The following is a 24,736-nucleotide window of genomic DNA, read 5'->3' as shown; positions in this document are numbered from 1 at the left end:
CCACGGAGCGAGCGAAAGGTGAATGGCGACCACGGAACTGGAACAGCCGGAATCTGACGGCTTGAGCACCCGCTCCACACGGCTGCTCAAGAGGGGTCCGCGCGTCTGGAACCGGTTCTGGCGCCTCGTTTCGCTCTACATGCCCAAGCGCCTCTACGCGCGCTCGCTGATCATCGTCATCGCGCCGATGATCCTGCTGCAATCGGTGGTCGCCTTCGTCTTCATGGAGCGGCATTGGGCGACCGTGACGCAGCGCCTGTCGCAGGCGACCGTGCGCGACATCGCCGCCATCATCGACCTGATCGAGACCTATCCGCACGACGCCGACTACGCCAACATCATCCGCATCGCCCAGGACCGTATGCAGTTGAAGGTCGACCTCCTGCCGCCCGACCCGCTGCCGCCGCCTGGGCCAAAGCCGTTCTTCTCCATCCTCGACGACGTTCTCTCCGCCGAGATCACCCGCCAGATCAACCGGCCGTTCTGGATTGATACGGTCGGCAACTCCAACATCATCGAGGTCCGCGTCCAGCTCGAAGGCAAGGTGTTGCGCGTCTTCGTGCGCCGCAGCCAGGCCTATGCTTCGAACACGCACATCTTCCTGATCTGGATGGTCGGTACCTCGCTGGTGCTGCTGATGATCGCCATTCCCTTCCTGCGCAACCAGATCCGGCCGATCCTGACGCTGGCCGAAGCCGCCGAAAGCTTCGGCAAGGGGCGGCCGATGCCGCGTGATTTCCGCCCGCGCGGCGCGGAGGAGGTCCGCCGCGCCGGCTTTGCCTTCATCCAGATGCGCGAGCGCATCGAGCGCCAGATCGAACAGCGCACCGCCATGCTCACCGGCGTCAGCCATGACCTCAGAACCATCCTCACCCGCTTCAAGCTGCAGCTGGCGCTGGCGGGCGGCAAGGCCGAGACGAAGGCCGCGCTCAACCAGGACATCGACGACATGCAGTCGATGCTCGAAGGCTATCTTGCCTTCGCCCGCGGCGAGGCCTCGGAAGACACCGGGCGCTTCGATCTCGAAGCCTATTTCCAGAAGCTGAGCGAGGAAGCTCGGTTGCGCAAATGCAAATTGTCGACGACGCTTTCCGGCGATCCGACCGTGCATGTGCGGCCGAACGCCTTCGCCAGGCTGATGTCGAATGTCATCGGCAACGCCTTCCGCTACGCCAAGACGGTGGAGGTGGCCGCCAATCATGGCCGCGGCTCGCTTGTGGTCACCATCGACGATGACGGTCCGGGCATTCCGGCCGAAAAGCGCGAAGAGGTGTTCAAACCCTTCATGCGGCTCGACGAGGCCCGCAATCTCGATGCCAGCGGCACTGGCCTCGGCCTGTCGATCGCCCGCGACATCGCCCGCAGCCATGGCGGCGACATCACGCTCGATGTCAGCCCGCTCGGCGGCTTGCGCGCCGTGATCAAGGTTCCGGCCTGACAGGGATTTTGATCGCGGGAAGCGGAAACCGTTTCCGGACGAGGTCATGCTCGGCCGATTTCATTGGCCCGTCATGAAACCATGCTGAAGAGCGCGCATGAAGCGCGCGACCTCACTTGATTCGAGCCCGCCGCCTCACTTCGATCCCGTGCCCGCCCGGGTACGCTGGAGCGAAGCGAGAGCCGCAGGCTGGTCGCCGTCCCGGCATCGTACCGAGGCAACCGCCGACCTTTCGAGCAAAGGCCCGCCATGCGCATATTGATGGTCACCGACGCCTGGCGCCCGCAGGTCAACGGCGTCGTCCACACGCTGGAGCGGCTCACCGAAACGCTGAAATCGTTCGATGTCGCGGTGGATTTCCTGACGCCCAACATCTTTCACACTTTGCCCTTGCCGACCTATCCCGATATCCGCCTGGCGCTGACCACGCCAGGTCACGTCGCGCGCCTGATCGAGGCCTGCAAGGCAGACCACATCCACATCGTCACCGAAGGTCCGCTCGGCATCATGGCGCGGCGCTACTGCCGCAATGCCGGCCGGCCGTTTACCACCAGCTACCACACACGCTTTCCCGAATATCTCAGCGCCCGGCTGCCGGTGCCGGAAAGCTGGGCCTATCGCTGGCTGCGCGATTTCCACAATTCCGGCCAAGGCACGCTGGTCGCGACGCAGTCGCTGGCGGATGATCTTGCAGCGCGCGGTTTCAACAAGCTGAGGCCATGGACGCGCGGCGTCGATACCGATCATTTCCGGCCTGACAAGAGGAAAAATCTCGGCTTCCCCGGCCCGTTGTTCCTCTGTGTCGGCCGCGTCGCCATCGAGAAGAACCTCTCCGCCTTCCTCGATCTCGACCTGCCCGGCAGCAAGGTGATTGTCGGCGAGGGCCCGGAACTGGCGAAACTCAAGGGGCGCTACCCCGCCGCGCATTTCCTTGGCCACCGCCCCAACGACGAACTGGCCGAAATCTACGCCTCGGCCGACGTCTTCGTCTTTCCGAGCCGCACCGACACTTTCGGCAACGTCATCATCGAAGCGCTGGCCAGCGGCACGCCGGTCGCTGCCTTTCCGGTCACGGGACCGATCGACATCGTCGGCGACGGCTTCGGCGGCGCGGTCTCCAGCGACCTGCGCGCGGCATCGCTCGCCGCCCTCGATGTCGACCGCGCCCAGGCGCGAGAACGCGCCATGCGCTACAGCTGGAAAGCCTGTGCGGAAATGTTTCTCGATACGGTCCAGGAGGCGCTGGGCACGACGCGGAAGCTGGCCGCCTGACGCTCCCTCTCGGCTAAAACAGCCGCCCGCCGTCCGGCACCTTGCGCTCGATGGCGCCGAGCACCACGGCGCCCTCCTCGTCGGGAAAGCCGAGCGTCAGCACTTCCGACATGAATGGCCCGATCTGGCGCGGCGGAAAATTGACCACCGCGAACACCTGCCGGCCGATCAGCGTCTCGGGCGTATAATATTTGGTGATCTGCGCCGACGATTTCTTCACCCCGATCTCGGGGCCGAAATCGATCTTGAGCTTGAACGCCGGCTTGCGCGCCTGCGGAAACGGTTCGGCCTCGATGATCGTGCCGGCACGGATGTCGACACGATCGAAATCGGCGAAACTGATCTCGGGCTTGCGCTCGCTGCTTGAACTCATGTCGAAAACATCTTGGTCAGGCGTTGCCGAAAGTCTCGAACAGCACCCCGGCCAGCGCGTCCTTGGCCGATGTGCCGGACCAGACGACGAACTGGAACGCCTGGAAGTAGCATTCGCAGGCCTCCAGCGCCGACGACAGCAGCACCTCCACCTGCTGGCTCGAAGGCTCGACCCCGCCCGCCAGAAGCAGCGACTGGCGGAACATGATCGCGCCTTCCTGCTCCCACAGGTCGAAATGGCCGAACAGCATCTGTTCGTTGATCAGCGACAACAGCCGCATCACTTCCAGCGCGCGCGCCTCCGGCACCTTGATGTCGAAGGCACAGGCCAGATGCAGCGCCTCGAAATCCTCCATCCACGAGAAGGAGACGTGATAGTCGGTCCAGCTTCCGGCGACCGAGATCGAGATTTCGTCGTCGCCGGCCCGTTCGAAGGACCAGTCATTGTTGTGGGCCACCTGCTCAATGACATCCACCGGATGGATTTCGCGGGAGAATTCGAGTTCGAGAAGTTCCATGGAATGCTTCCTGTGTTCAGGGGAGCGCCACACGCTCCGCGGGGCACACACGACGAACAATCTGATCTAGAACTCGGACGGCCAGGACTTCTCGACGCAAAGACCCCAGACCGGACCCCACCGCCCGGCGCATGACCCTGCTCCGAATCATGCAACAAATTCAGTCTATTGATCGGGAGTCGCGTGAACAGCCCAATTTTTCGCGCTGCGTCATTCGCATGTGGAAAGGCGCTGTCACACAGAGTCACGCAATGCCGGTAAGCGATTCACGGCAAAGCGCTTTTCAGGCTGGTGCTTTGTGGAAAAGTTTAACGAATTATTTTTTCGGCCTGGGCTTTGCGGAAGCCGCAGGTGTGGCCTGCCCGGTCAGTTCGGCAAGCCTGGCCTCGAGCGCCTCGATGCGGTCGACAAGGCGAGCATTCTCTTCCCTGGCCTTGGCGGCCATTTCGCGCGCGGCCTCGAATTCCTCGCGCTGCACCACGTCCATCGAATTCAGGATGCGTTCGGCCTGTCCCTTGAAGGCGGTCTCCACCTCACGCCGCACGCCCTGCGCGGCGCCCGCGGCATCGGTCATCAGCTTGGCGAATTCATCGAGAATGCGGTTCGGTCCGGTCGACATGGCAAATCCTCGGTTGCTGGAATTGAGTTAGTAGTGCCGCGCGCCGAATGCAAGAACGTTGAGGGTTGCCGCGCTGTCTGCGTTGCTATGGCGCATGGCCGTAGCATTCCTGTAAGAAGCTCTCAGACGGGCGCCAGAGCTGTACTTGAGGGCGCCAGCTCGCCTATTGTGTTCTCGTCTCGCATTGCCTCAAGCACACTTCAGTCAGGGTCACCAATGGCAACCCCTCCGCGCCGACCGACCAATCCGATGGCAGCCGCCGAAGCTGCCTTCAAACCGGTGAAGAAGCCGGCACCGCCAATTCGCGAAGCTTCGGCCGCGCCGAACGTCCGCGAGCTTGTTTCGATCCGGATCGACCGGGCCGTGCTCGATCATTTCCAGGAAGATGGCCCCGGCTGGCAGGACAGGATCAACGACGCGTTGCGGCAGTTGGTGGCCGCCAAGCCAAGGGATTGAGCTCACCGCCCGCACGGCGCGATGGGCCTGCAAGCGGTGATCCGATCCGATCTTTGAGGCCGACCACCTTGCCTTGACCCCGCCAAAACCCTGCCGCATGGTCCGCGCCAAACGCAACCGAGAGCTCCCCGTTGAACGAATATTTCCTGCTGCCGCTGGCCTCGTTGCCCTTTCCCAACATCGACCCGGTGCTGATTCAGATCGGGCCGCTGGCGGTGCACTGGTACGGCGTCGGCTACATCGTCGGCATCCTGTTCGCCTGGTGGTACGCCAAGCGGCTCGCCGCCAATCCGAAACTCTGGCCCGACGGCATCCTGCCGATGAAGCCGGAGGACCTCGATGATTTCATCATCTGGGCGGCCATCGGCGTCGTGCTGGGCGGGCGCACCGGCTACGTGCTGTTCTATGACCTGCCGCGCTATATCGCGCATCCGCTCGACATCTTCGCCGTCTGGCAGGGCGGCATGTCGTTCCATGGCGGCCTGCTCGGAGTCATCCTCGCCATGACGCTGTTTTCGATCAAGCGCGGCATCCGCACCTGGTCGCTGTTCGACGTCGTGGCCGCCGGCGTGCCGGTCGGTCTTGGCCTCGTGCGCGTCGCCAACTTCATCAACTCCGAGCTCTGGGGCCGGCCAACCGACGTGCCATGGGCGATCGAGTTTCCCAATGGCGGGCCGTTTACCCGCCATCCGAGCCAGCTTTACGAGGCCCTGCTTGAAGGCCTGGTGCTCTTTCTCGTGCTGCGCTTCCTCACCCATTCGCGCCTCAAGCTGAAGACGCCGCGCTTCGTCGGCGGCGCCTTCATCTGCGGCTATGGCCTGTCGCGCATAGCAGTCGAATTCTTCCGCGAGCCCGACCAGCAGCTCGGCTATCTCCTTGGCACCAACTGGCTCACCATGGGTATGATCCTGTCCTCGCCGATGGTGCTGGCCGGCATTTGGGCGATGACGACAGCCAAGCCGGTGCCACAGTCACGGCCGCAGGCGACATGACGCGGCTGAAGGCACGCATCGTCGATCTGATCGAGGCGACGGGGCCGATCCCCGTCAACGAATACATGGCATTGTGCCTGTTCGAACCCGAGGCGGGCTACTACACCACGCGCGAACCGTTCGGCGCCGCCGGCGATTTTATCACCGCGCCGGAGATCAGCCAGATGTTCGGCGAGCTCGTCGCCGTCTGGCTCTACCAGGCCTGGCTAGCGGTCGGCCGGCCGACGCCGGTCACCATCGGCGAGATCGGCCCCGGCCGCGGCACGCTGATGAAGGACATGCTGCGCACCCTGTCGCGGCTCGAACCGGCACTGGCCAACGACGCTGCCTTCGCCATGATCGAGACCAGCCCTCGCCTGACCGAAGTGCAGAAACAGACGCTCGGCGCCACACCGTTCTCGATTCGCTGGCACGAGACCATCGACACGCTGCCGCCACAGCCGCTCCTCATCGTCGGCAACGAATTGTTCGACGCCATCCCCATCCGCCAGTTCGTCCGCGCCGGCACCGGCTGGCGCGAGCGCGTGGTCGGTCTCGACGGCGCTGACAATCTTACCTTCTTCGCCGGCGCCGGCTCGCTCGACCCGACGCTGCTGCCCGCCGATGCCGGCGAGGCACCGCAAGGCGCGATCGTCGAAGTGGCGCCGGCGCGCAGCGCCCTGATGGCGACCATCGCCGAGCGCATGGCCGCTCATGGCGGCTCCGGCCTGTTTGTCGACTATGGCCACCTGCGGCCGGGTGTCGGCGACACGTTGCAGGCCTTGCGCCGTCATGATCACGAAGATGTGCTGGCCAATCCCGGCGAAGCCGATCTCACCTCCCATGTCGATTTCGCCGCCCTTGCCGGGGTGGTGCGCGCGCGTGGTCTCGACGCCCATCTGTCGACGCAGGGCGATTTCCTGCTCGGCCTGGGCATTCTGGAGCGCGCCGGCCGGCTTGGCGCCGATGCCAGCCAGGCGGCACGCGACAAGATCGCTGGCGATGTCGAACGCCTCGCCGGGCCGCAGGCCATGGGCGACCTGTTCAAGGTGCTTGCCATAGTGCCGCGCGGCGTTGCCGTTCGCCCCTTTGCCCAGGCTCCGAGCTCGGATTGACAAGGCGTGACGACGGCCAGTCCGTTGTGCCGGTATATTTTCATGGCCGGCAACTCACGATAGGAATTTTTTCTTGACGGGGTGAAGGCAACTATGGTAAATATTTGGTTATGGTGCTGAGTTGCGCCAGGGACCCGCCGCACAGGCGGGTTTTTCCGTTCAATGCTCCCTCAACCGCGCAGCGGCGAAGGAACCGTTACCCCGGATTCGTTGCGTTGCCCCTTCGCCACGCCGGATTGACTTTTCACCGTCACCCCTCCCAATCTCCCGTCCGGTAAAAGAGCGGCTGAACGCCGGCCGTCTCGCTTCGGACTTTTTCTTGACGAAACCGCCCACACGGACAACAACGCCCACATGCTGAATCAGACCAAACCGGATCCCGTGCGGTCGCCGCTGCTGGACCAGGCGCAGGCACAAGGGATCCGCCACGGCTATTTCACCCGCGTCGGCGGCGTCTCGACCGGCATCTATCAGGGCCTCAACGTCGGCACTGGCTCGGACGACGACCAGGCGCTGGTCGCCGAGAACCGCCGCCGTGTCGCCGCCTGGATGGGCGTGCCGGCGGACCATCTCCTGACCGCCTGGCAAATCCATTCGCCTGATGTCGTCGTCGCCAGGGGACCCTTTGCAGGCGAGCGTCCCAAGGCCGACGCCATCGTCACCGACCGGCCGGGCATCGCCATCGGCGCCTCGACCGCCGATTGCGGCCCTGTGCTGTTCGCGGATGCCGGGGCGCGCATCATCGGCGCGGCGCATGCCGGCTGGAAAGGCGCCTTCACGGGGGTGCTCGAAAACACCATTGCCGCCATGGAAAGTCTCGGCGCTCGCCGTGAAAACATCGTCGCCGTGCTCGGCCCCTCGATCGGCCCGGAAAACTACGAGGTCGGGCCTGAATTCGTCGCCCGCTTCGTCGAGGCCGATGGCGAAAATGACAGATATTTCGCGCCTTCGGCGAATCCCGGTCATTCGATGTTCGACCTCAACCGCTACACGGTGGACCGGCTCGACAGGGCGGGTGTGATCGCGCAAGGTCTCGGCCGCTGCACCTATGCCGAGGAAGATCTGTTTTACTCCTACCGGCGCACGACGCACCGCAAGGAACCCGATTACGGCCGGCAGATATCGGCAATCGTTTTGGAGAGTGAATAATGGCGCTGCATTTTGAACGATCCGAATTCGACGCGCGCCGCGACCGGCTGGTGATCGAGATGGCCGAGAAGAAGCTCGACGCCATCCTGCTCTTCGCGCAGGAAAGCATGTATTGGCTGACCGGCTACGACACGTTCGGTTTCTGCTTCTTCCAGTGCTTGGTGGTGAAAGCCGACGGGTCCATGGTGTTGCTGACCCGCTCGGCCGACCTGCGTCAGGCGCGCCACACCTCAATCATCGACAACATCGTGCTGTGGACCGATCGCGATGGCGCCAATCCGGCCGTCGACCTGCGCAATCTGCTGAACGAGCTCGACCTGCTCGGCGCCCGCATCGGGGTCGAATACGACACTCATGGGCTGACCGCCTATAATGGCCGCCGCCTCGACGAGCAGCTGCAGACCTTCGGCCAGATCGCCGATGCGTCCGGCATCGTCGGTCGGCTGCGCCTGTTCAAGAGCCCGGCCGAGATCGCCAAGGCCGAGAAGGCGGCGAACCTGGCCGACGACGCGCTGGATGCGGCCTTGCCGCTGATCAAGCAGGGCGGTGACGAGGCGCGGATCCTTGCCGCCATGCAAGGCGCGATCTTTGCCGGCGGCGGCGACTATCCGGCCAACGAATTCATCATCGGCTCCGGCGTCGACGCACTGCTGTGCCGCTACAAGGCCGGCCGCCGCAAGCTCACCAAGAACGACCAGTTGACGCTCGAATGGGCGGGAGTCTTTCATCACTATCATGCGCCGATGATGCGCACGGTGCTGACCGGCAAGGCCTCGAAGCGTCACCAGGACTTGTTCGACGCGGCCCGTGCCGCGCTGCTGGCGGTCGAGAAGGCGATGACGCCGGGCAACAGTTTCGGCGACGTGTTCGACGCGCATGCCCGTGTCATGGAGGCGCGTGGACTGACCAAGCATCGGCTGAATGCCTGCGGCTACTCGGTCGGCGCCCGCTTCACCCCGTCCTGGATGGACATGCCGATGTTCTACCAGGGCAATCCCGAGCCGATCGCGCCGAACATGACGTTGTTCGCCCACATGATCATCATGGATTCCGAAACCGAGACGGCGATGACGCTTGGCCGCACCTATCTCACGACCGAATCACAGCCGAAGCCGCTTTCCCGCCATGATCTCGACTTGATCGTACAGTGAATCCACGATGGGAGGCGTTCTTCGCCAAGGAGTTAGAAGGCAAATGAGACGATCGCAGCTGACGACCGTGTCATTGCTCGTGGTCCTGGCGCTCGCCGCCTGCACCAACGCAAAAGACGTCCTCGAACCCTCCGCCATCACCCCGCCCACGGCCGCGGCGCCGGCCACGCCGGCAGCCCAGGGCAGCGCCGCCACCCCGGCGCCCGCTGGCCCTGCCACGACCGCGGCGGGCGCTCCAGCAACGACCACGACGTCAGCCACGCCCGCACAGACAGCCGCAATCCTTGCCAGGACGCGCCTGCAGATCGCGCCGATCGTCGGCGCTTCGGTGGAAGCGGCGACGCCGCTGACGGCGGAGTTGCAGACGCGCGCTAGGCAGCGCGGCATCACGCTGGCCGGCAGCGCCGACCAGACCGCGACCCATGTGCTCAAAGGCTATTTCTCGGTGATCTCCGAAGGCAAGGACACCACCGTCATCTATGTGTGGGACGTCTACGATCCCTCGGGCAACCGCCTGCATCGCATCAACGGCCAGCAGAAGGCGGCTTCGGCCAATTCCGGCGCCAGCGCGGGCGGCGACAGTTGGAAAGCGGTGGCGCCAGCCACCATGCAGGCGATCGCCGACCAGACCATCGACCAGTTCGCGGCATGGCTCGGCGGCAAGGCGGGCTAGACCATCGGACCCGAATGGAAACGGCCGCGGGGAAATCCGATGCTTGAACAAGGGGAAGGAGCAGCGGCGCCGGGTCCGCTGCCCGGTGTTGCCCATACGCGATGGCGCGAACATTTCCCAGGATTAGCCGGCGGATTTCCAATCACGGTGCTTGCAATAGCCGCGCGGGCCGCTAAAAGCCCGGTTAAAGGGCGTAGGCGAGTCTGTTGGGGCTCTCCATCCTCCACCAGGAACGGTGCATGAAACTCTTCGCGGGCAATTCCAACAGGGTGCTGGCCGAGGCGGTCGCCCGCTATCTCAACATCCCGCTGGGCAAGGCCAGCGTCAGGCGCTTCGCCGACCAGGAAATCTTCGTCGAGATCCAGGAAAACGTGCGCGGCGAGGATGTCTTCATCCTGCAGTCGACTTCCTTTCCGACCAACGATCACCTGATGGAACTGCTCATCATGATCGACGCCTTCATGCGCTCGTCGGCCAAGCGCATCACGGCGGTGATCCCCTATTTCGGCTATGCCAGGCAGGACCGCCGCGCCTCCGGCCGCACGCCGATCTCGGCCAAGCTGGTCGCCAACATGATCACCCGCGCCGGGGTCGACCGCGTGCTCACGCTCGACCTCCACGCCGGCCAGATCCAGGGCTTCTTCGATATTCCGACCGACAATCTGTTCTCGGTGCCGGTCATGGCCCGCGATGTGAAAGCGAAATACAAGCAGCTCGGCAACGTCGTCGTGGTGTCGCCCGACATTGGCGGCGTGGTGCGTGCACGCGCGCTGGCCAAGCGCTTCGACGCACAGCTCGCCATCGTCGACAAACGCCGCGAGCGTCCCGGCGAATCGGAGGTCATGAACATCATCGGCGCGGTCGCCGGCAAGGACTGCCTGCTGATCGACGACATCGTCGATTCCGGCGGCACGCTGTGCAACGCCGCCGATGCGCTGCTGGCCAACGGCGCCACCAGCGTCACCGCCTATATCACTCATGGCGTGCTGTCGGGCGGCGCGGTCGCCCGCATCAGCGGCTCCAAGCTGCAGGAACTGGTGATCACCGATTCCATCCAGCCGACCCAGGGCGTGCTCGACGCCCCCAATATCCGCGTCATCTCGATCGCCGACCTGATGGGCGAAGCCATCTCGCGCACGGCAACCGAGGAATCGGTGTCGAGCCTGTTCGACTAGTTGTCGATCCCGGCGGGCGCGTAGCGCAGCAAAACCGATTACAACGTGCAATCAGTGCTCCTGCAAATGGACCTTAGACCGAAGGTTGGCGCATCAGCTTGATGCCATCGGCATGCCTCAAGCGGCGATCGGACCGCCTATGCGCCGCGGGTTTTCGCCGGCATCTCGCGCGCCGCGCATATAGCCGCGCGGCGAGGCACCCAGCATGCGCTTGAACATGGTGATGAAGGCCGGCACGCTGTCATAGCCGAGATCGAGCGCCACCCGGGTGATCGGCTCGCCATCGGCGAGCCTCGGCAGCGCCGCGAACAGGCATGCTTGCTGGCGCCATGTCGACAGCGACAGTCCGGTCTGGCGATGAAAGGCGCGCGTGAAGGAGCGTCGGCTCATGCCGGCGGCGTCCGCCCACTCGTCGATCGTCGCGCGCGGCGACGGTGCCGCCACGAAACGCCGGCACAGCGCCGCCAGCCTGGGATCGGAGGGGAACGGCAGGCCAAGCGGCCGCTCCGGCAAAGTCGGAATTTCGTGCAGCAGGAGATTCATGATCAGCCCGCCACGCCCTTCCAGCACGCCGCCTTGCGGCAGTTTTTCCGATTCAACGATCAGGCTGTGCATCAGGTCGGTGACGCCGACGACGCGCAAGCCTTCCGGCAGTCCGGGGATCGCTCCCGGCATGACATAGACCGAGCGCATCGAGACATCGCCCAGCATCTCGACGGAATGCTCGGTGCCCGCGGGAATCCACATGGCGTGATCGGGCGGCACCATCCAGCGCCCGTGCCGCGTCGTCACCAGCACGACACCGACCAGCGCATGCAGCAACTGGCTGCGGCTGTGGCGGTGCCGCGGCACATGGTAGCCGTCGGGATATTCGGTCGGCAACGCCACCGCCGGCCCGGCCACTTGCTCCAGCCATAGCCAGCGGCGCTCGTGCAACTGCTCGAGGTCGGCACTACCAGCGTGAAAAATTTCCCTGCCGTGCGGCATAAGCTATGGCCCACTTGCGAAACTATTGGACCAAACCACGAAAGAAGTCGTCCCGCAAGCAGCCTATAAGCCATCCGTTCCCAAGGCGGCCGCAGGAGCGTCCGCCAGCTTGCCCGCGGGTATGCCCGCCAAAAAGACTACGGAGCCTACCTTGACCGATACGACAGCCGTCGCCCCTCCCGCGACCGCCAGCCATGCTTCAGCCCAGGCGACGGCCTTCACCGTCATCCTGGCGGTGAGTTTTTGCCATTGCATCAACGACATCATGCAGTCGCTGCTATCGGCCATCTATCCCCTGTTGAAGGAGAATTACGGCCTCGATTTCTGGCAGATCGGCCTTCTCACCTTCACCTTCCAGGTGACCGCGTCGCTGCTGCAGCCGGTGATCGGCATGATCACCGACAAGCGGCCAATGCCCTATTCCCTGCCCTACGGCATGGCCTCCTCGCTGATCGGCCTGATCGTGCTTGCCTATGCCGGCCACTACACGCTGCTCCTGATCGGCGCTTCGCTGATCGGTATCGGCTCGGCGATCTTCCATCCGGAATCCTCGCGCATCGCCCGCTTCGCCTCAGGCGGCCGCTTCGGCCTGGCGCAGTCGCTGTTCCAGGTCGGTGGCAATTTCGGCCAGTCCATGGGACCGCTGCTGGCGGCATTTATCGTCGTGCCTTTCGGCCAGACCAGCATTTCATGGTTCGCCGTCGGCTCGCTGATCGGCATCGTCGTGTTGTGGCAGGTCGGCGGCTGGTACAGCCGCTTGCGCGCCACGCAGGCGAACCGCAAGACGTCCAGTTTCGTCTCGCCCTTCGCGCGCCGCAAGGTGATGGGGGCCCTGGCCGTGCTGACGCTGCTGGTGCTGACCAAGAACGCCTACATCGCCAGCCTCTCCAGCTACTACACCTTCTACGCCATCCATAAGTTCGGCGTCTCGGTGCAGATGTCGCAGGTCATGCTGTTCCTGTTCCTCGGCGCCTCGGCGCTGGGCATCCTGCTCGGCGGTCCCTTCGGCGACCGCTACGGACAGAAGGCGATGATCTGGTTTTCCATCGTCGGCGTGCTGCCCTTCACGCTGGCGCTGCCCTACGCCAACATGGAATGGACGATGGTGCTGACGGTGCTGATCGGCCTGATCCTGTCGTCGGCCTTCTCCAACATCGTCGTCTTCGCGCAGGAACTGGTGCCGGGCCGCGTCGGCATGATCGCCGGCATCTTCTTCGGCTTCGCCTTCGGCGTCGGCGGCATAGCGGCAGCCGTGCTCGGCATCGTGGCCGACATGAAGGGCATCGACTTCGTCTTCCAGATCTGCTCGTATTTGCCGTTCCTGGGCCTGTTGACGGTGTTCCTGCCCAATATGAAGGAAGCACGAAAGGCCTAGCCTGGGAAAGCGTCTCGACACGTGCGAGCGCGTCGAGGCCTCAGTGCAGGCCGAATTCGCGCAGCAACTCTTCACGGTGGCGCACGAAGCGGCTTTCGCTGCGATCACGGGGGCGCGGCAGGTCGACGGTGATCAGACGCGCCGCGCCGCCCTTCTCCTTGGGCAGGATCAGCACTCTGTCGGCCAGATAGATCGCCTCCTCCAGATCGTGGGTGACCATGACCATGGTGACGTTTTCCTCGCTCCAGATGCGCGCCAGTTCCTCCTGCATGGAGATCTTGGTCATGGCGTCGAGGGCGCCGAGCGGCTCATCGAGCAGCAGGATCTCGGGCTGCACCGTCAGAGCCCGGGCGATGCCGACGCGTTGCGCCATGCCGCCCGAAAGCTGCCGCGGGTAAGCATCGCTGAACTCGGCAAGACCGACCAGCGCTATGTAGAAGCGCGCCCTCTGCTCGGCCTGCGCCTTGGGCACGCCGCGAACTTCGAGGCCGAAGGCGACATTGCCAAGCACGCTCAGCCAGGGCAGCAAGCGCGGTTCCTGGAAGATCACCGCCCGCTCCGCGCCGACGCCCTCGATTTGCTTGCCGTCGATCGCAACGGCGCCTTGGTCGGCGGTTTCCAACCCGGCAAGGATGCGCAGCAATGTCGTCTTGCCCGATCCGCTGGCGCCGACAATGACCAGGCACTCGCCGGAGCGGATGTCGAGATTGAGCGAACGCAGCACGGCGAGCGAGCGCCCGCCGAGCGCAAAGGACTTCGACAGGTCGCGGATCGTGACCTCGCCGCGTGCTGTGGCCATGCTGGGTGCCTCCTTGCTCAATTGGTCTTGCTTTCGCCTGGCCGGTAGAGGATGTCGGCAGCCTTGAGCTTGCCTCTCGGCAGGCGGCCGTCGCGCTCGAGCACAGCCACCCAGAAGTCGATGTCGCGGTCGGTCGCCACCGCCTTTTCGCGCAGGCCGAAACCCGTCCAGTAGCGCGCCAGTTCGCCGTTCTCGCCGCGTTTGTCGAGGATTTCGGCCAGCACCTCGCGGGCCTCGTCGGGATTCTGCCGCGACCAGTCGGCCGCACGCGCGGACTGTTCGACGAAGTTCTTGGCGGCGTCGCGATTGGCGGCGATGAAATCCCGCCGCAGCACGACGAAGCCGCCCGCGATCTCGCCCAGCACGTCGGCGTCGTTGAACACGCCGCGCACACCGCCATTAGCCACAAGGGCGCCCGCGAAAGTCGCCTGCCAGTAGCCGAGCCCGGCGACATCGACCTGATGCGAGCGCAACGTCTGTTCGAGTTGCGGCCCGGGCACCACGACGAGCTTGGCGACGTCCGGCGGCAGGCCGACGCTGTGCAGCGCCTCACGCACCGCGTAATCGAGATGGGCGCCGAGCGTGTTGACCGAAATCGTCTTGCCGGCGACGTCCGCGATCGATCTGATCGGGCTGTCCTCCAGCACATAGAAGACGCTTTTGACCTGGCTGTTGATGCCGTTGCTCGGATAGGCGGCGACGAAGTCGTTGCCGCCGGCGATCGAGTTGATCACGGCCGGCGTGGCGGCCGAACCCAGGTCGACGCTGCCGGAGGCGAGCGCGAACAGCGATTCCGGGCCGCCGCCGGCATAGCCGACATTCTCGAGCTCGATGCCGAGGCCCTTGAAGTAGCCGAGTTGGTCGGCGAGCTCATGCGGAGAGATGCTGCCGCGGCTGGCGAGATAGCGTATCTTGACGGAAGCGGCCTGCGAGCGCGCGATCGACGGTAGCCCGACGGCGATGATGCCGGCGGCAAGAGGAGCGCGCAGAAGCAGGGAGCGGCGTGTGATGGTCATGATCCGGCCTTTCACTTTTCAAAAAATGACGATGATGGGGGCGGCTGTTCAGCCGGCGGAACTGCTCCAGCGGCAAAGCCGCCGCTGCAGGCTGACCAGCACCTGGTTCGCGATCAGGCCGAGCGCGGCCAGGATGACGATGGACGCGAACATCAGCGGGATCTGGAAATTGTACTGCGCGTTCATCACCTGGAAGCCGATGCCTTTGTTGGCGCCGATCATTTCCGAGGCGATCAGCAACAGCAGCGCGGTGGTCGCGCCGAGCCTCAACCCGACGAAGATCGAAGGCACGGCGCCCGGCAGCACGACGCGGCGGAATATGGTCAGCCGCCGGGCGCCGTAGACGCGCGCCATTTCGAGCAGCTTCGGATCGACCTCCTTGACGCCGCTGATCGTGTTGAGCAGCAGCGGAAACAGCGTCGCCCAGAAGATGACGAACACTTTGGAGGCTTCGCCTAGCCCCAGGAGCAGGATGAAGACGGGATAGAGCGCCAGTGCCGAGGTCTGCCGGAACAGTTGCAGGATCGGATCGAGCGCCGTCTCGACGCTGCGGACCTGACCCATGACGAGGCCGAGCGGGATGGCGACCGTAGCCGCCGCGGCGAAGGCGAGGCCGGCGCGCTGCAGGCTGACGGCGATGTCGCCGAGCAGGCTGCCCCCGGCGAGGCCCTTCCAGAGCGCTACGACGATCATGTCGATCGGCGGCAACACCGCGGCATTGACCCAGCCGCCACTCGCCGCCGCCTGCCAGAGCGCCAGGAAACCCAGAAGCACGCCATAGCGCGACAGCAGACGCGCCAGGGTTCGGCCAGCCAGGCTCAGAATATCGGCGCCGAGCCCGTTGCCGTTTTCATGCGCGCCGATGCCGGTCGGCCGTTCAATGTGCTGCAAAGTCATCGTCATGCCTTTCGCTTCAACGCATCATTCGGCGGCGAGCACGGTCGAACGGGCAACCGTCCAGGGGTTCTGCGGCCGCTTGAGGCCAAGATTCTCGCGCAGCGTCCTGCCCTCGTAAGCGGTACGAAACAGGCCGCGCCGCTGTAATTCGGGGACCACCAGGTCGACGAAATCGTCTAGCGCGCCGGGCAGCCATGGCGGCAGGATGTTGAACCCGTCGGCGGCTTCGTTGCTGAACCATTCCTCCAGCTGGTCGGCGACCTGGGTGGGGCTGCCGATCACGGTGTAGTGGCCTCGTGCGGTCGCGACCCATTGATAGAGCTGGCGGATGGAGAAGTTGTGCTCGTCGGCGATCTGGCGGATCAGCGCCTGGCGGCTCTTCATGCCTTCGGTTTCGCGGCTCGGCGGCAGCGGTCCGTCGAGCGGATAGCCCCTGAGATCGAGCGTCTGCCCGGCAAGTCCGTTGAGCAGCGCGACGCCGTCCTCGGGCAGGATCAGGTCGTTCAATTGCTGATACTTGGCTCGCGCCTCTTCTTCGGTGCGGCCGACAAAGGGCGCCACGCCCGGCATGATCAGCACCTGTTCGGGATCGCGGCCGGCCGCCGCCACGCGGGCCTTGATGTCGCGATAGAATTCCTGCGCGGAGGCAAGGTTCTGATGCGCGGTGAAGATGACCTCGGCCGAGGCGGCCGCGAGCTTGCGCCCATCCTCGGACTGGCCCGCCTGCACGACCACGGGGTGGCCCTGCACCGGGCGGGGCACGTTGAGCGGCCCTTTGACACTGAAATGCTCACCCTTGTGGTCGATGTCGTGAAGCTTGTCCTTGTCGTAGAAGCGGCCCGTTTTCTTGTCGCGGATAAAGGCGTCGTCCTCCCAGCTGTCCCACAGCGCCTTGACCGTCTCGACATGCTCATGCGCTCGTGCGTAGCGCTCGGCATGGTTGGGCTGGATGTCGCGGTTGAAGTTGCGCGCCGTGTCGTCGCCCGCCGAGGTGACGACGTTCCAGCCGGCCCGGCCATTCGACAAGAGGTCGAGCGAGGCGAATTTGCGGGCAAGCGTGTAGGGCTCCTCATAGGTGGTCGAGGCCGTGGCGATGAATCCGAGATGCGTCGTCAGCGGCGCCAGCGCCGCAAACAACGTCACCGGTTCGAAACCCGCGATCTTGGCGTTGCCGCCTTCACGGGCGCCAAGCCCGACCGTCAGGTTGTCGGCGAGGAAATAGGCATCGAACAAGCCGCGTTCGGCAGTCAGCGCGAGCTGCTTGTGAAACTCGAAATTGGTCGCGCCGTCGGCCGGAGCGTCGGGATGGCGCCACGCGGCGACATGCTGGCCGCCACCGGGTAGAAAGGCGCCGAGCTTGATCTGTCTTGATTTGATGGTCATGGCTGGGTCCCTCTGTTCGAAAACCATTTGGAGTTCAGGCGGCGAGGCCGACGCTGCGTGCCGACCCGACGACGCGGGAAACCTCGGCAACCGCCTGCCGGGCGCGGGCATGGATGGCCTCCGACACCAGGACGCCGTCGGCGAAATCCCTGTCCGATGCGTAGATCGCGGTCGGCACGGTCAGCGCCTCGAAAAAACCGAACAGCGGCCGCAGCTGATGTTCGACGATCAGCGAGTGGCGTTCGCCGCCGCCCGTCGCGGCAAGGATGACCGGTTTTCCGCGCAGCGACGACGGATCGAGCAGATCGAACAAATGCTTGAAGAGCCCGGTATAGCTGCCTTTGAAGGTCGGCGACCCCGCGACCAGCACGTCGGCGCCGACCAGTTGTTCGATGATGGCGCGGGCCGCCGGATCGAGATCGCCGAGGCGCCGAGCCGCGGGCAGCGACGGACCGAGATTTTCAATGTCGTATATAGCCGAGGTCGCCCCGATGCGGTTCGCCGTCTCGCCGGCGATATGGCTGATAAAGGCCTTGGTCTTCGATGGGCGGGTCAGGTTGCCGGATATTCCCACCACCAGCTTGTTCGTCATCGGGCTCTCCTCGCGGTCCTTATTCATTAAGACTACCGATTTTGTAGAATTAAATGAGCGAGAAGATTTCAAAACTGGCGGAATAGAGAGATTGAGTTTGCGCCGCGGCGCCCTTCAGTGGTTCGGCAGATGCGCGGTTCCGGCCAAGGGCGTCGCCATTCTCGGACGCCAGGCCGACGAGCGACAGATCCAGGTCGACCCGACCGCCGCCGCAAGCTGCCCGTCCACTGCAACGCCCGAATGAGACCCCGACCGAACGCTCGGGCATGACGCTGGCCGAACTCGATGCCCTGAACCGAGAGATCCAGGCGCTGTGCGCGGCGTTGACGAGCGATCGTTGGCCACACCCGCGCCTGGCAGCCGTTCCGACGGTGGATTGTGCGGGGCGAGGATCAAATCGACGACCCGCCGTGCGGGTCGGCGGGACCTGAGCCAAGACTGATCAGGCGGATTTCAGCACGGTGAATGGGCGCTTGACGGTCCGTTTAACCTGGAAACTCCCGGCCGGAGCGGGACGGCCGACATGAAAACCCTGGACCTTGTCGATGCCGAATTCGCGCATGAGAGCCATCTGCTCGTCCGTTTCCACCCCTTCGACCAGGATTTTGTGGCCGCGGTTTCGGACCAGGGCGACAATGTCCTGGAGCATTGCCTTGCCGTTCGGGGTGGCGCAGTCGTGAAGGAAGGAGCGGTCGATCTTCACCGTATCGAAATCGATCAGGCGAAGCCACGAGAGGCCAGCGAAGCCGGTGCCGAAATCATCAAGCCAGATCTTGATCCCCAGCAGCTTCAGGTCGCTGATGCAGCGAAGAATGTCCGAATGCATCTCCATCTCCAGCCCCTCGGTGATCTCGAAGGCCAGCCTGTTGCCGGTGACGCCGGTCTCGCCCAGGATGGTCGCGACCGACGCCGCGAAGCCGGGCGTCTTGAGCTGGATCGGAGAGACGTTGACGCTGACCACGCGCACATGATCGTGCGCCAGGAGCTCGGCGCAAACAGTCCTGATGGCCCAGCGCCCGAGTTCCAGGATGGCGCCGGTTCGCTCCGCTACGGGAATGAACAGGCTCGGCGGAACCGATGTGCCGTCCAGCATTTTGAGGCGCATCAGGGCCTCCACCGCTTCCACCCGGTCCGTCGCGACATCCTGGATAGGTTGATAAACGAGTGAAACGAGATCCTGGCCGATCGCGATCTTCAGCAAAGCCGCAATGTTCTCGCTCTCGTCGCTGCTCTGGGGATCGGTTGGGTCGAACAGCCGGGCACAGTTTCGACCGCCTGCCTTTGCGAGATAGAGTGCGCGATCGGCCTCGTGGATGATCTTCTCCAGCTTGGCACCGGTCTGCGTCCTGGTGAATGCAGCGCCAACGCTTACCGTCACAACCGAGATACCGTCGCGCCGCAATTCGTGGGTAAGCGCCAGGTTCTCGACGGTGCGGCAAATGGCTTCCGCGATATCTATGATCTGATCCTTGTTCTCCATGCGGGCCAGGACGATGAATTCTTCACCGCCGTAGCGGCCGATCGAGCCATTGTATTCCCTGATCATATCCCGGAGGGCATTGGCGACATGGATAAGGCAACGGTCGCCTTCCTGGTGGCCGTAGCAGTCATTGAACTTCTTGAAGAAGTCCACGTCGATGAGCATCGCCACGAAACTGGTACCGACCCTTTGCCACTCCCCCCAGTAGTCCCTGAGCTTTTCATCGATCGCCCGTCGATTCTCCAGACCCGTAAGCGGATCGGTCCGCGACAGCCGCAGCAGGGCCTTGCCGCGTTCGGTGGCTTCCTTGTGCTGGATTTTGGCTTCCAGCGCGTTCAGGAAGACGTTGTAACGCTCCTCGTTCAGCTTCCAGTTCACATAGGACGTGAATGTGAAACATGAAACGTAGAAGGCGCCAAATACCATCTTGTATGTTACCGTGGCGGGCACAAAGTAATTCACGGCATACAAGACACACATGATGATGGTTGATGTCACGATCGATAGATTGAAACTGAATGTGAAGAATAGATTTGCACTCATCATGAAGATGGTGCCGAATACCATATAGTAGGCGACGCTTTCCTTGTCCGCGCTCATAAAGGCCGGGAACAACCAGCCGATATAGCCGAAAATGATGGCCCCGGCGCAAGTCACGTCGAGCCATTCCGTGGCCACTCCCCGGCGAAGTTGCGCCTCCAGGATCGACAGTGCGGTCACGCCGACGGCGAAGCGCGCCATGATCGTATAGGCCGCCACGTCCGGGATTAGCAGCAGATCCGTTGCCGAAAACAGGAGATAGATGGCCACGGCGATCCAAAGCCCAGGCCGGGCTTCCAGTCTTCGCTTCGCCTGGGCTTCCCTTCGGTAAAGGACGCGGAGCTCGTCGGGCCCCTGCTCGTAGCGGGCTTCGTACGGCTCTACATGCGCCATGTCGGCCAGTCTGGATGACACGCGTTCGCTCTCGACAAATCCTGGTTGAAGGGGATTTTGCGTTCCAAGTTCTTTTTTGGCTTCTGCCCCCACGCGGGCCAACTCCTTGGACGCGACGGCGACTGCGCACCTCGCACAACAATGCAACGGCGCGAAACAAATTTCGGTTAATTCAGGCCGGGAATCCAATGCGGCAGGTTTTAACGCGCGAACATGGTTGGCGGGAAATTAAGCATACCGTTAAAATGCGTTCGGGACGACATTGGCAAATCGAGCATTGTACGCAATAAGTTAACTGACTGTTAACTATGGAGTGCTCGAGTGCAAAGTGTCTTTGATGGCAAAAGCCTGATTACTGCCGAGATGATTGCCGGCAGTTTTCCTCGGAGAAAGCCGGAGCATCACGGCGAGGCGTTCGAAACCGCCCGCGCGGAACTCGCGCTCATTCTCCACGCGACACACCAGCAGGTCGAGGAAGAGAAAGACCCTGCCGAGATCGTTCGTCGCCTGCTGTCCTATCTCAACGCCCTGCGGGCCAAGGTTCACCCCGACGTTTGGCAGTCGTTGATACCGGTGGCGCAAAACCATCCGATCCTTGACTACTTTCTCCAGGACCCGCTCACCCGGTGGTCATTCACCAAGCCCAGGGGCTATTCCGGCGACGCGCAGTTGCTTGACTACATCTATTGTGATCCGCACGTGGCCGAAAGCGTGGCCGGTGCCTCGGACACAGGGAAGGCACTCTACAGCCATACCAAGGACGTACCGTCCTGCGTGGCGGCGCGGGAACGGCGCGATCTCTTGACCCGGTATGTCGACGAGACGGCGGACAAGAGCGGACCGCAAGCCGAGGTCCTGGCGATCGCCGCCGGTCATCTGCGCGAGGCCAATCGTTCGACCGCCTTGGCTGAGGGCCGCCTCAAGCGTTGGGTTGCGCTCGATCAGGATCCCCAGAGCGTTGGATTGATCGCGCGAGACTTCCAGGGCACCGCGGTCGAGGCCGTCGACGGCTCGGTGCGGACCGTGCTCACCAGGGGCCACAAGCTGGGCAAGTTCGACCTCATCTACGCCTCCGGCCTTTACGACTACCTCCAGCACAACGTCGCCGTGAAACTCACGAAGACTTGCCTGCAGATGCTCAAGCCGAACGGCAGGTTCCTTTTTGCCAACTACGCCGAGGGCAATCCCGACGCCGGCTATCGGGAAACGTTCATGGACTGGGTGCTGCTGCTGCGCTCCGAGGCCGACATGTGGAACATCATCAATGCCAGCGTCGACCGCAACACCGTCGAGGCGCAGGTGTTCTTTGGCGAAAACCGCAACGTGCTGTATGGCGTCATCGAAAAGCGCGGATAGGGCAATTCCAGGAAAAATGTGCAGCGGTTTTCCCGGAGAAAGTGCGTAGCGCCTTCCCGGGCAATTGCCTAAGACAAAGAACTGGAGCGGGTCGGCGATCCTATCGACGCTGAACCGCTCCAGTGACAACCTTGGACCGGCGCCGGCGTGAAGCCTCGAGCGCTTTCGGCCGGGCGAGGCGTCCCGTCCTGGACCGTTGCCTTTGGATGACTGCCTTTGGCTTGCACCTCCGGCCGCCTTCCGCTATAGAGCCGCCACCCGCGTAGACACCCTTGGAGGCAACGCGGCGGAAGGCCGCCTCACCCGGCGGCTTTCGACGTTTACGGTCCAGGCCCATTGCCAACCGCAAACGCTCCAGAACAACGCGAAAGGAAGTGCCATGAGCCACGATACTTACGAGCTCAAGGCCGAAGCGCGCGAACAGGTCGGTAAGGGGTCCGCCCGTGCAGTTCGCCGCAACGGTAAAGTGCCTGCAGTAATTTACGGTGACAAGCAGCCTCCCCTGGCGATCGCTCTCACCTACAAGGACATCTACTACAAGATCCACGGCGGCGGGTTCCTGACCACGATCGCCACGATCGATGTCGACGGCAAGAAGATCCAGGTCCTGCCGAAGGACTTCCAACTCGACCCCGTCAAGGATTTCCCTGTCCATGTCGACTTCTTGCGCATCGGCAAGGACACCGAGGTCAATGTCGACGTGCCTGTCCACTTCATCAACGAGGACAAGTCGCCCGGCATCAAGCGCGGCGGCGTGCTCAACATCGTGCGTCACGAGGTCGAGTTCCACTGCCCGGCCAATGCGATCCCGGAATTCATTACCGTCGATCTCACCGGCGCCGACATAGGCGATTCGATCCATATCTCGTCGGTCAAGCTGCCGGCCGGCGTCAAGCCCGTCATCTCCGACCGCGACTTCACCATCGCGACCGTCGCCGGTTCGTCGGCGATGAAGCCGGAGACGGAAGAGACGGTCGAGGCTGCACCTGAGGCGGCTCCCGCCGCCGAAGAGAAGTAACTTTTTCACGCCCGGAGCTGACGATGCCGCTTGTCTTTGCAGGCCTCGGCAATCCGGGCGCGAAATATGCCGCCAACCGGCACAATGTCGGCTTCATGGCGGTGGACGCGATCGCCCGCCGCCACTCCTTTTCGCCCTGGTCTAAGAAATTCCAGGGATTGATCGCCGAGGGCACGCTCGGCGGTGAAAAGATCATCCTGATCAAGCCGCAGACCTTCATGAACCTGTCCGGCCAGTCGGTCGGCGAAGCGCTGCGCTTCTACAAGCTCGGCCCCGGGGCGCTGACCGTCTTCTACGACGAGATCGACCTTGCCGAAGGTAAGCTGCGCATCAAGACCGGCGGCGGCGCCGGCGGCCACAACGGCATCCGCTCGATCGACGGCCATGTCGGCAACGCGTATCGGCGTGTGCGCATCGGTGTCGGCCATCCCGGCGTCAAGGAGATGGTGCAGCATCATGTACTCGGCGATTTCGGCAAGACCGACCGCGACTGGCTGGACCCGCTGCTCGACGCGGTCGCCGACAACGCGGCGATGATCGTCAAGGGCGACGAATCCGGCTTCATGAACAAGGCCGCCCTCGCCCTTCAGGGCAAGGCCGGCGTGGAACCGGAAAAGCCGGCGCCCAAGCAGCAAAGCCACATCCGCCAGGCACGGCCGCAACAGGCGCCCGCCAAGCTGCCGGAGAGCGGCCCGATGGCCGCCATGCTGAAGAAGCTGTTCGGCAACAAGGACTGAGCTCGGGTCCATACGGCGTTACAGGGCTTGACGTTCATCACCCCTATCGCCCATAGCCCTCACCAAATCTCAAATTCCCGATAGGACCGGACAAAATGGGTTTCAAATGCGGCATCGTTGGCTTGCCCAATGTCGGCAAGTCGACGCTTTTCAACGCGCTGACGAGGACGGCCGCCGCGCAGGCCGCCAACTACCCGTTCTGCACCATCGAACCGAACACCGGCGAGGTGGCGGTGCCCGATCCGCGCCTGCAGAAGATCGCCGCGATCGGCAAGTCGAAGGAGATCATCCCGACCCGCATCTCCTTTGTCGACATCGCCGGCCTGGTGCGCGGCGCCTCGAAGGGCGAAGGCCTGGGCAACCAGTTCCTCGCCAACATCCGCGAGGTCGATGCCATCGTGCATGTGCTGCGCTGCTTCGAGGATGACGACATCACCCATGTCGAGGGCCGCATCGACCCGGTCGCCGACGCCGAGACGGTCGAGACCGAGCTGATGCTCGCCGACCTCGAGAGCCTCGAACGCCGCATCGCGCAATTCCGCAAGCGCGCGTCCGGCAAGGACAAGGAAGCCTTGACCGTGCTGCCGATGATGGAGGCAGCGCTTGAGCTTCTGCAGGCAGGCAAGCCGACCCGCATCCTGCTCAACGGCATCTCGGCGGAAGACCTGCGCATTCTGCAAGGCTTGAACCTTCTGACCTCGCATCCCGTGCTCTACGTCTGCAACGTCGCCGAGGCTGACGCGGCCACCGGCAACGAGCACACCAGGGCCGTGGAGCAGATGGCCGCCGCGCAGGGCGCACGCACCGTCGTTATTTCGGCCGCGATCGAAGCCGAGGTTGCGCAGCTCTCCGACGAGGAAGAGATGGAATTCCTGTCCTCGCTCGGCCTCGACGAGCCCGGCCTGAACAAGGTGATCCGCGCCGGCTACGAATTGTTGCAGCTCATCACCTATTTCACCGTCGGGCCGAAGGAGACGCGCGCCTGGACTGTGCACAAGGGCGCCAAGGCGCCGCAGGCCGCCGGCGTCATCCACACCGATTTCGAGCGCGGCTTCATCCGCGCCCAGACCATCGCCTACAATGATTTCGTCACGCTGGGCGGCGAAGTAGCGGCCAAGGAAGCCGGCAAGGCGCGCGACGAAGGCAAGGAGTATGTCGTCCAGGACGGCGACATCATGCTGTTCAAGTTTAATACGTGATCCTTCGGTCATCTCCGCAGGGACCACAGACCGGAGCGTGAACAGACCAGGCCGG

Annotated in this window: 25 protein-coding genes; 14 read left to right on the top strand and 11 right to left on the bottom strand. The window is 63.7% G+C overall.

The genetic code is table 11. The features are described 5' to 3' along the window. Window positions 1–22: 22 nt before the first annotated feature. On the top strand, window positions 23–1,438 hold the full coding sequence (locus FJ942_RS06135) for an ATP-binding protein (RefSeq protein WP_140496008.1): 1,416 nt from the start codon (window positions 23–25) through the stop codon (window positions 1,436–1,438). Window positions 1,439–1,687: 249 nt separating this feature from the next. Continuing rightward, complete coding sequence (locus FJ942_RS06130) at window positions 1,688–2,710, top strand: glycosyltransferase family 1 protein (RefSeq protein WP_140897355.1); 1,023 nt, start codon at window positions 1,688–1,690, stop codon at window positions 2,708–2,710. A 13-nt stretch (window positions 2,711–2,723) separates the two neighbouring features. Here the strand turns inward: FJ942_RS06130 and FJ942_RS06125 are convergent, their stop codons facing one another. From FJ942_RS06125 to FJ942_RS06115, 3 genes are all read right to left on the bottom strand, one after another. Continuing rightward, window positions 2,724–3,083 carry a tRNA-binding protein gene (locus FJ942_RS06125; RefSeq protein ID WP_140496010.1) on the bottom strand — a complete coding sequence of 120 codons (360 nt, stop codon included), beginning with the start codon at window positions 3,081–3,083 and terminating at the stop codon, window positions 2,724–2,726. 16 nt (window positions 3,084–3,099) lie between these two features. After that, window positions 3,100–3,600, bottom strand: a complete 501-nt coding sequence (locus FJ942_RS06120; RefSeq protein ID WP_127855850.1) for a YbjN domain-containing protein — start codon at window positions 3,598–3,600, stop codon at window positions 3,100–3,102. A 316-nt stretch (window positions 3,601–3,916) separates the two neighbouring features. Continuing rightward, on the bottom strand, window positions 3,917–4,219 hold the full coding sequence (locus FJ942_RS06115; protein WP_140516880.1) for an accessory factor UbiK family protein: 303 nt from the start codon (window positions 4,217–4,219) through the stop codon (window positions 3,917–3,919). 216 nt (window positions 4,220–4,435) lie between these two features. On the opposite strand from FJ942_RS06115, the gene FJ942_RS06110 reads away from it, so the two are divergent. From FJ942_RS06110 to FJ942_RS06080, 7 genes are all read left to right on the top strand, one after another. Then, window positions 4,436–4,675: a BrnA antitoxin family protein gene (locus tag FJ942_RS06110; protein WP_031250360.1), complete on the top strand. Its 240-nt coding sequence runs from the start codon at window positions 4,436–4,438 to the stop codon at window positions 4,673–4,675. Window positions 4,676–4,806: 131 nt separating this feature from the next. Then, complete coding sequence (gene lgt, locus FJ942_RS06105; RefSeq protein ID WP_140496012.1) at window positions 4,807–5,667, top strand: prolipoprotein diacylglyceryl transferase; 861 nt, start codon at window positions 4,807–4,809, stop codon at window positions 5,665–5,667. Beyond that, a complete protein-coding gene (locus tag FJ942_RS06100; protein ID WP_140897354.1) occupies window positions 5,664–6,761 on the top strand; it encodes a class I SAM-dependent methyltransferase in 1,098 nt (365 codons plus the stop codon). The genes lgt and FJ942_RS06100 overlap by 4 nt, the downstream gene beginning before the upstream one ends. A 354-nt stretch (window positions 6,762–7,115) precedes the next feature. Continuing rightward, window positions 7,116–7,910 carry a peptidoglycan editing factor PgeF gene (gene pgeF, locus FJ942_RS06095; protein ID WP_140897353.1) on the top strand — a complete coding sequence of 265 codons (795 nt, stop codon included), beginning with the start codon at window positions 7,116–7,118 and terminating at the stop codon, window positions 7,908–7,910. Beyond that, on the top strand, window positions 7,910–9,061 hold the full coding sequence (locus FJ942_RS06090; protein ID WP_140897352.1) for a Xaa-Pro peptidase family protein: 1,152 nt from the start codon (window positions 7,910–7,912) through the stop codon (window positions 9,059–9,061). Before pgeF ends, FJ942_RS06090 begins: the two co-directional genes overlap by 1 nt. A gap of 43 nt (window positions 9,062–9,104) precedes the next feature. Then, window positions 9,105–9,734 (top strand): hypothetical protein, encoded by a 630-nt coding sequence (locus FJ942_RS06085; protein ID WP_140897351.1) that lies wholly within the window; start codon window positions 9,105–9,107, stop codon window positions 9,732–9,734. A gap of 239 nt (window positions 9,735–9,973) precedes the next feature. Next, window positions 9,974–10,909, top strand: coding sequence for a ribose-phosphate pyrophosphokinase (locus tag FJ942_RS06080; protein ID WP_019860650.1), 936 nt, complete (start codon window positions 9,974–9,976; stop codon window positions 10,907–10,909). 117 nt (window positions 10,910–11,026) lie between these two features. Here the strand turns inward: FJ942_RS06080 and FJ942_RS06075 are convergent, their stop codons facing one another. Further along, window positions 11,027–11,896: a helix-turn-helix transcriptional regulator gene (locus FJ942_RS06075; RefSeq protein WP_140556082.1), complete on the bottom strand. Its 870-nt coding sequence runs from the start codon at window positions 11,894–11,896 to the stop codon at window positions 11,027–11,029. 151 nt (window positions 11,897–12,047) lie between these two features. Between FJ942_RS06075 and FJ942_RS06070 the strand changes: the two genes are divergently transcribed. Then, entirely contained in the window at window positions 12,048–13,271 is a 1,224-nt protein-coding gene (locus tag FJ942_RS06070; protein WP_281406720.1) for an MFS transporter, read from the top strand. Between the two features lie 40 nt (window positions 13,272–13,311). Here the strand turns inward: FJ942_RS06070 and FJ942_RS06065 are convergent, their stop codons facing one another. The 7 genes from FJ942_RS06065 to FJ942_RS06035 all read right to left on the bottom strand — a co-directional run bounded on the left by FJ942_RS06065 (window position 13,312) and on the right by FJ942_RS06035 (window position 20,371). After that, the gene (locus FJ942_RS06065) at window positions 13,312–14,070 is read right to left on the bottom strand and encodes an ABC transporter ATP-binding protein (protein WP_140897349.1); all 759 of its coding nucleotides are present in this window, start codon (window positions 14,068–14,070) and stop codon (window positions 13,312–13,314) included. Between the two features lie 17 nt (window positions 14,071–14,087). Beyond that, a complete protein-coding gene (locus FJ942_RS06060; RefSeq protein ID WP_140897348.1) occupies window positions 14,088–15,086 on the bottom strand; it encodes an ABC transporter substrate-binding protein in 999 nt (332 codons plus the stop codon). A gap of 48 nt (window positions 15,087–15,134) precedes the next feature. After that, window positions 15,135–15,983, bottom strand: a complete 849-nt coding sequence (locus tag FJ942_RS06055) for an ABC transporter permease (protein ID WP_140897407.1) — start codon at window positions 15,981–15,983, stop codon at window positions 15,135–15,137. A 24-nt stretch (window positions 15,984–16,007) separates the two neighbouring features. After that, window positions 16,008–17,366, bottom strand: coding sequence for an LLM class flavin-dependent oxidoreductase (locus tag FJ942_RS06050; RefSeq protein ID WP_140897347.1), 1,359 nt, complete (start codon window positions 17,364–17,366; stop codon window positions 16,008–16,010). A 34-nt stretch (window positions 17,367–17,400) separates the two neighbouring features. Beyond that, a complete protein-coding gene (msuE, locus tag FJ942_RS06045) occupies window positions 17,401–17,958 on the bottom strand; it encodes an FMN reductase (protein WP_140649713.1) in 558 nt (185 codons plus the stop codon). Between the two features lie 49 nt (window positions 17,959–18,007). After that, entirely contained in the window at window positions 18,008–18,226 is a 219-nt protein-coding gene (locus FJ942_RS28430) for a hypothetical protein (protein WP_181169813.1), read from the bottom strand. Between the two features lie 174 nt (window positions 18,227–18,400). Beyond that, a complete protein-coding gene (locus tag FJ942_RS06035; RefSeq protein ID WP_140897406.1) occupies window positions 18,401–20,371 on the bottom strand; it encodes an EAL domain-containing protein in 1,971 nt (656 codons plus the stop codon). A gap of 321 nt (window positions 20,372–20,692) precedes the next feature. Here FJ942_RS06035 and FJ942_RS06030 point away from each other — a divergent pair, with 321 nt between their 5' ends. The 4 genes from FJ942_RS06030 (at window position 20,693) to ychF (ending at window position 24,681) form a co-directional block, all read left to right on the top strand. Beyond that, complete coding sequence (locus FJ942_RS06030; protein ID WP_140567070.1) at window positions 20,693–21,727, top strand: class I SAM-dependent methyltransferase; 1,035 nt, start codon at window positions 20,693–20,695, stop codon at window positions 21,725–21,727. Between the two features lie 379 nt (window positions 21,728–22,106). After that, window positions 22,107–22,745, top strand: coding sequence for a 50S ribosomal protein L25/general stress protein Ctc (locus FJ942_RS06025; RefSeq protein WP_140496025.1), 639 nt, complete (start codon window positions 22,107–22,109; stop codon window positions 22,743–22,745). A gap of 23 nt (window positions 22,746–22,768) precedes the next feature. Further along, the gene (gene pth, locus FJ942_RS06020) at window positions 22,769–23,482 is read left to right on the top strand and encodes an aminoacyl-tRNA hydrolase (RefSeq protein WP_140496026.1); all 714 of its coding nucleotides are present in this window, start codon (window positions 22,769–22,771) and stop codon (window positions 23,480–23,482) included. Window positions 23,483–23,577: 95 nt separating this feature from the next. Continuing rightward, entirely contained in the window at window positions 23,578–24,681 is a 1,104-nt protein-coding gene (ychF, locus tag FJ942_RS06015) for a redox-regulated ATPase YchF (protein WP_140496027.1), read from the top strand. Window positions 24,682–24,736: the final 55 nt, after the last annotated feature.

Origin of the sequence: Mesorhizobium sp. B2-4-2, from assembly GCF_006442845.1 — a bacterium.
In the GTDB taxonomy this organism is placed as follows: domain Bacteria; phylum Pseudomonadota; class Alphaproteobacteria; order Rhizobiales; family Rhizobiaceae; genus Mesorhizobium.
This window is presented reverse-complemented; position numbering and strand designations above follow the sequence as displayed.

Coding starts and splice junctions, on each gene's coding strand:
- FJ942_RS06135 (WP_140496008.1), top strand. CDS start 23: ATGGCGACCACGGAACTGGAACAGCCGGAATCTGACGGCTTGAGCACC.
- FJ942_RS06130 (WP_140897355.1), top strand. CDS start 1,688: ATGCGCATATTGATGGTCACCGACGCCTGGCGCCCGCAGGTCAACGGC.
- FJ942_RS06125 (WP_140496010.1), bottom strand. CDS start 3,083: ATGAGTTCAAGCAGCGAGCGCAAGCCCGAGATCAGTTTCGCCGATTTC.
- FJ942_RS06120 (WP_127855850.1), bottom strand. CDS start 3,600: ATGGAACTTCTCGAACTCGAATTCTCCCGCGAAATCCATCCGGTGGAT.
- FJ942_RS06115 (WP_140516880.1), bottom strand. CDS start 4,219: ATGTCGACCGGACCGAACCGCATTCTCGATGAATTCGCCAAGCTGATG.
- FJ942_RS06110 (WP_031250360.1), top strand. CDS start 4,436: ATGGCAACCCCTCCGCGCCGACCGACCAATCCGATGGCAGCCGCCGAA.
- FJ942_RS06100 (WP_140897354.1), top strand. CDS start 5,664: ATGACGCGGCTGAAGGCACGCATCGTCGATCTGATCGAGGCGACGGGG.
- pgeF (WP_140897353.1), top strand. CDS start 7,116: ATGCTGAATCAGACCAAACCGGATCCCGTGCGGTCGCCGCTGCTGGAC.
- FJ942_RS06090 (WP_140897352.1), top strand. CDS start 7,910: ATGGCGCTGCATTTTGAACGATCCGAATTCGACGCGCGCCGCGACCGG.
- FJ942_RS06085 (WP_140897351.1), top strand. CDS start 9,105: ATGAGACGATCGCAGCTGACGACCGTGTCATTGCTCGTGGTCCTGGCG.
- FJ942_RS06080 (WP_019860650.1), top strand. CDS start 9,974: ATGAAACTCTTCGCGGGCAATTCCAACAGGGTGCTGGCCGAGGCGGTC.
- FJ942_RS06075 (WP_140556082.1), bottom strand. CDS start 11,896: ATGCCGCACGGCAGGGAAATTTTTCACGCTGGTAGTGCCGACCTCGAG.
- FJ942_RS06065 (WP_140897349.1), bottom strand. CDS start 14,070: ATGGCCACAGCACGCGGCGAGGTCACGATCCGCGACCTGTCGAAGTCC.
- FJ942_RS06060 (WP_140897348.1), bottom strand. CDS start 15,086: ATGACCATCACACGCCGCTCCCTGCTTCTGCGCGCTCCTCTTGCCGCC.
- FJ942_RS06055 (WP_140897407.1), bottom strand. CDS start 15,983: ATGACTTTGCAGCACATTGAACGGCCGACCGGCATCGGCGCGCATGAA.
- FJ942_RS06050 (WP_140897347.1), bottom strand. CDS start 17,366: ATGACCATCAAATCAAGACAGATCAAGCTCGGCGCCTTTCTACCCGGT.
- msuE (WP_140649713.1), bottom strand. CDS start 17,958: ATGACGAACAAGCTGGTGGTGGGAATATCCGGCAACCTGACCCGCCCA.
- FJ942_RS28430 (WP_181169813.1), bottom strand. CDS start 18,226: ATGCCCGAGCGTTCGGTCGGGGTCTCATTCGGGCGTTGCAGTGGACGG.
- FJ942_RS06035 (WP_140897406.1), bottom strand. CDS start 20,371: ATGGCGCATGTAGAGCCGTACGAAGCCCGCTACGAGCAGGGGCCCGAC.
- FJ942_RS06025 (WP_140496025.1), top strand. CDS start 22,107: ATGAGCCACGATACTTACGAGCTCAAGGCCGAAGCGCGCGAACAGGTC.
- pth (WP_140496026.1), top strand. CDS start 22,769: ATGCCGCTTGTCTTTGCAGGCCTCGGCAATCCGGGCGCGAAATATGCC.
- ychF (WP_140496027.1), top strand. CDS start 23,578: ATGGGTTTCAAATGCGGCATCGTTGGCTTGCCCAATGTCGGCAAGTCG.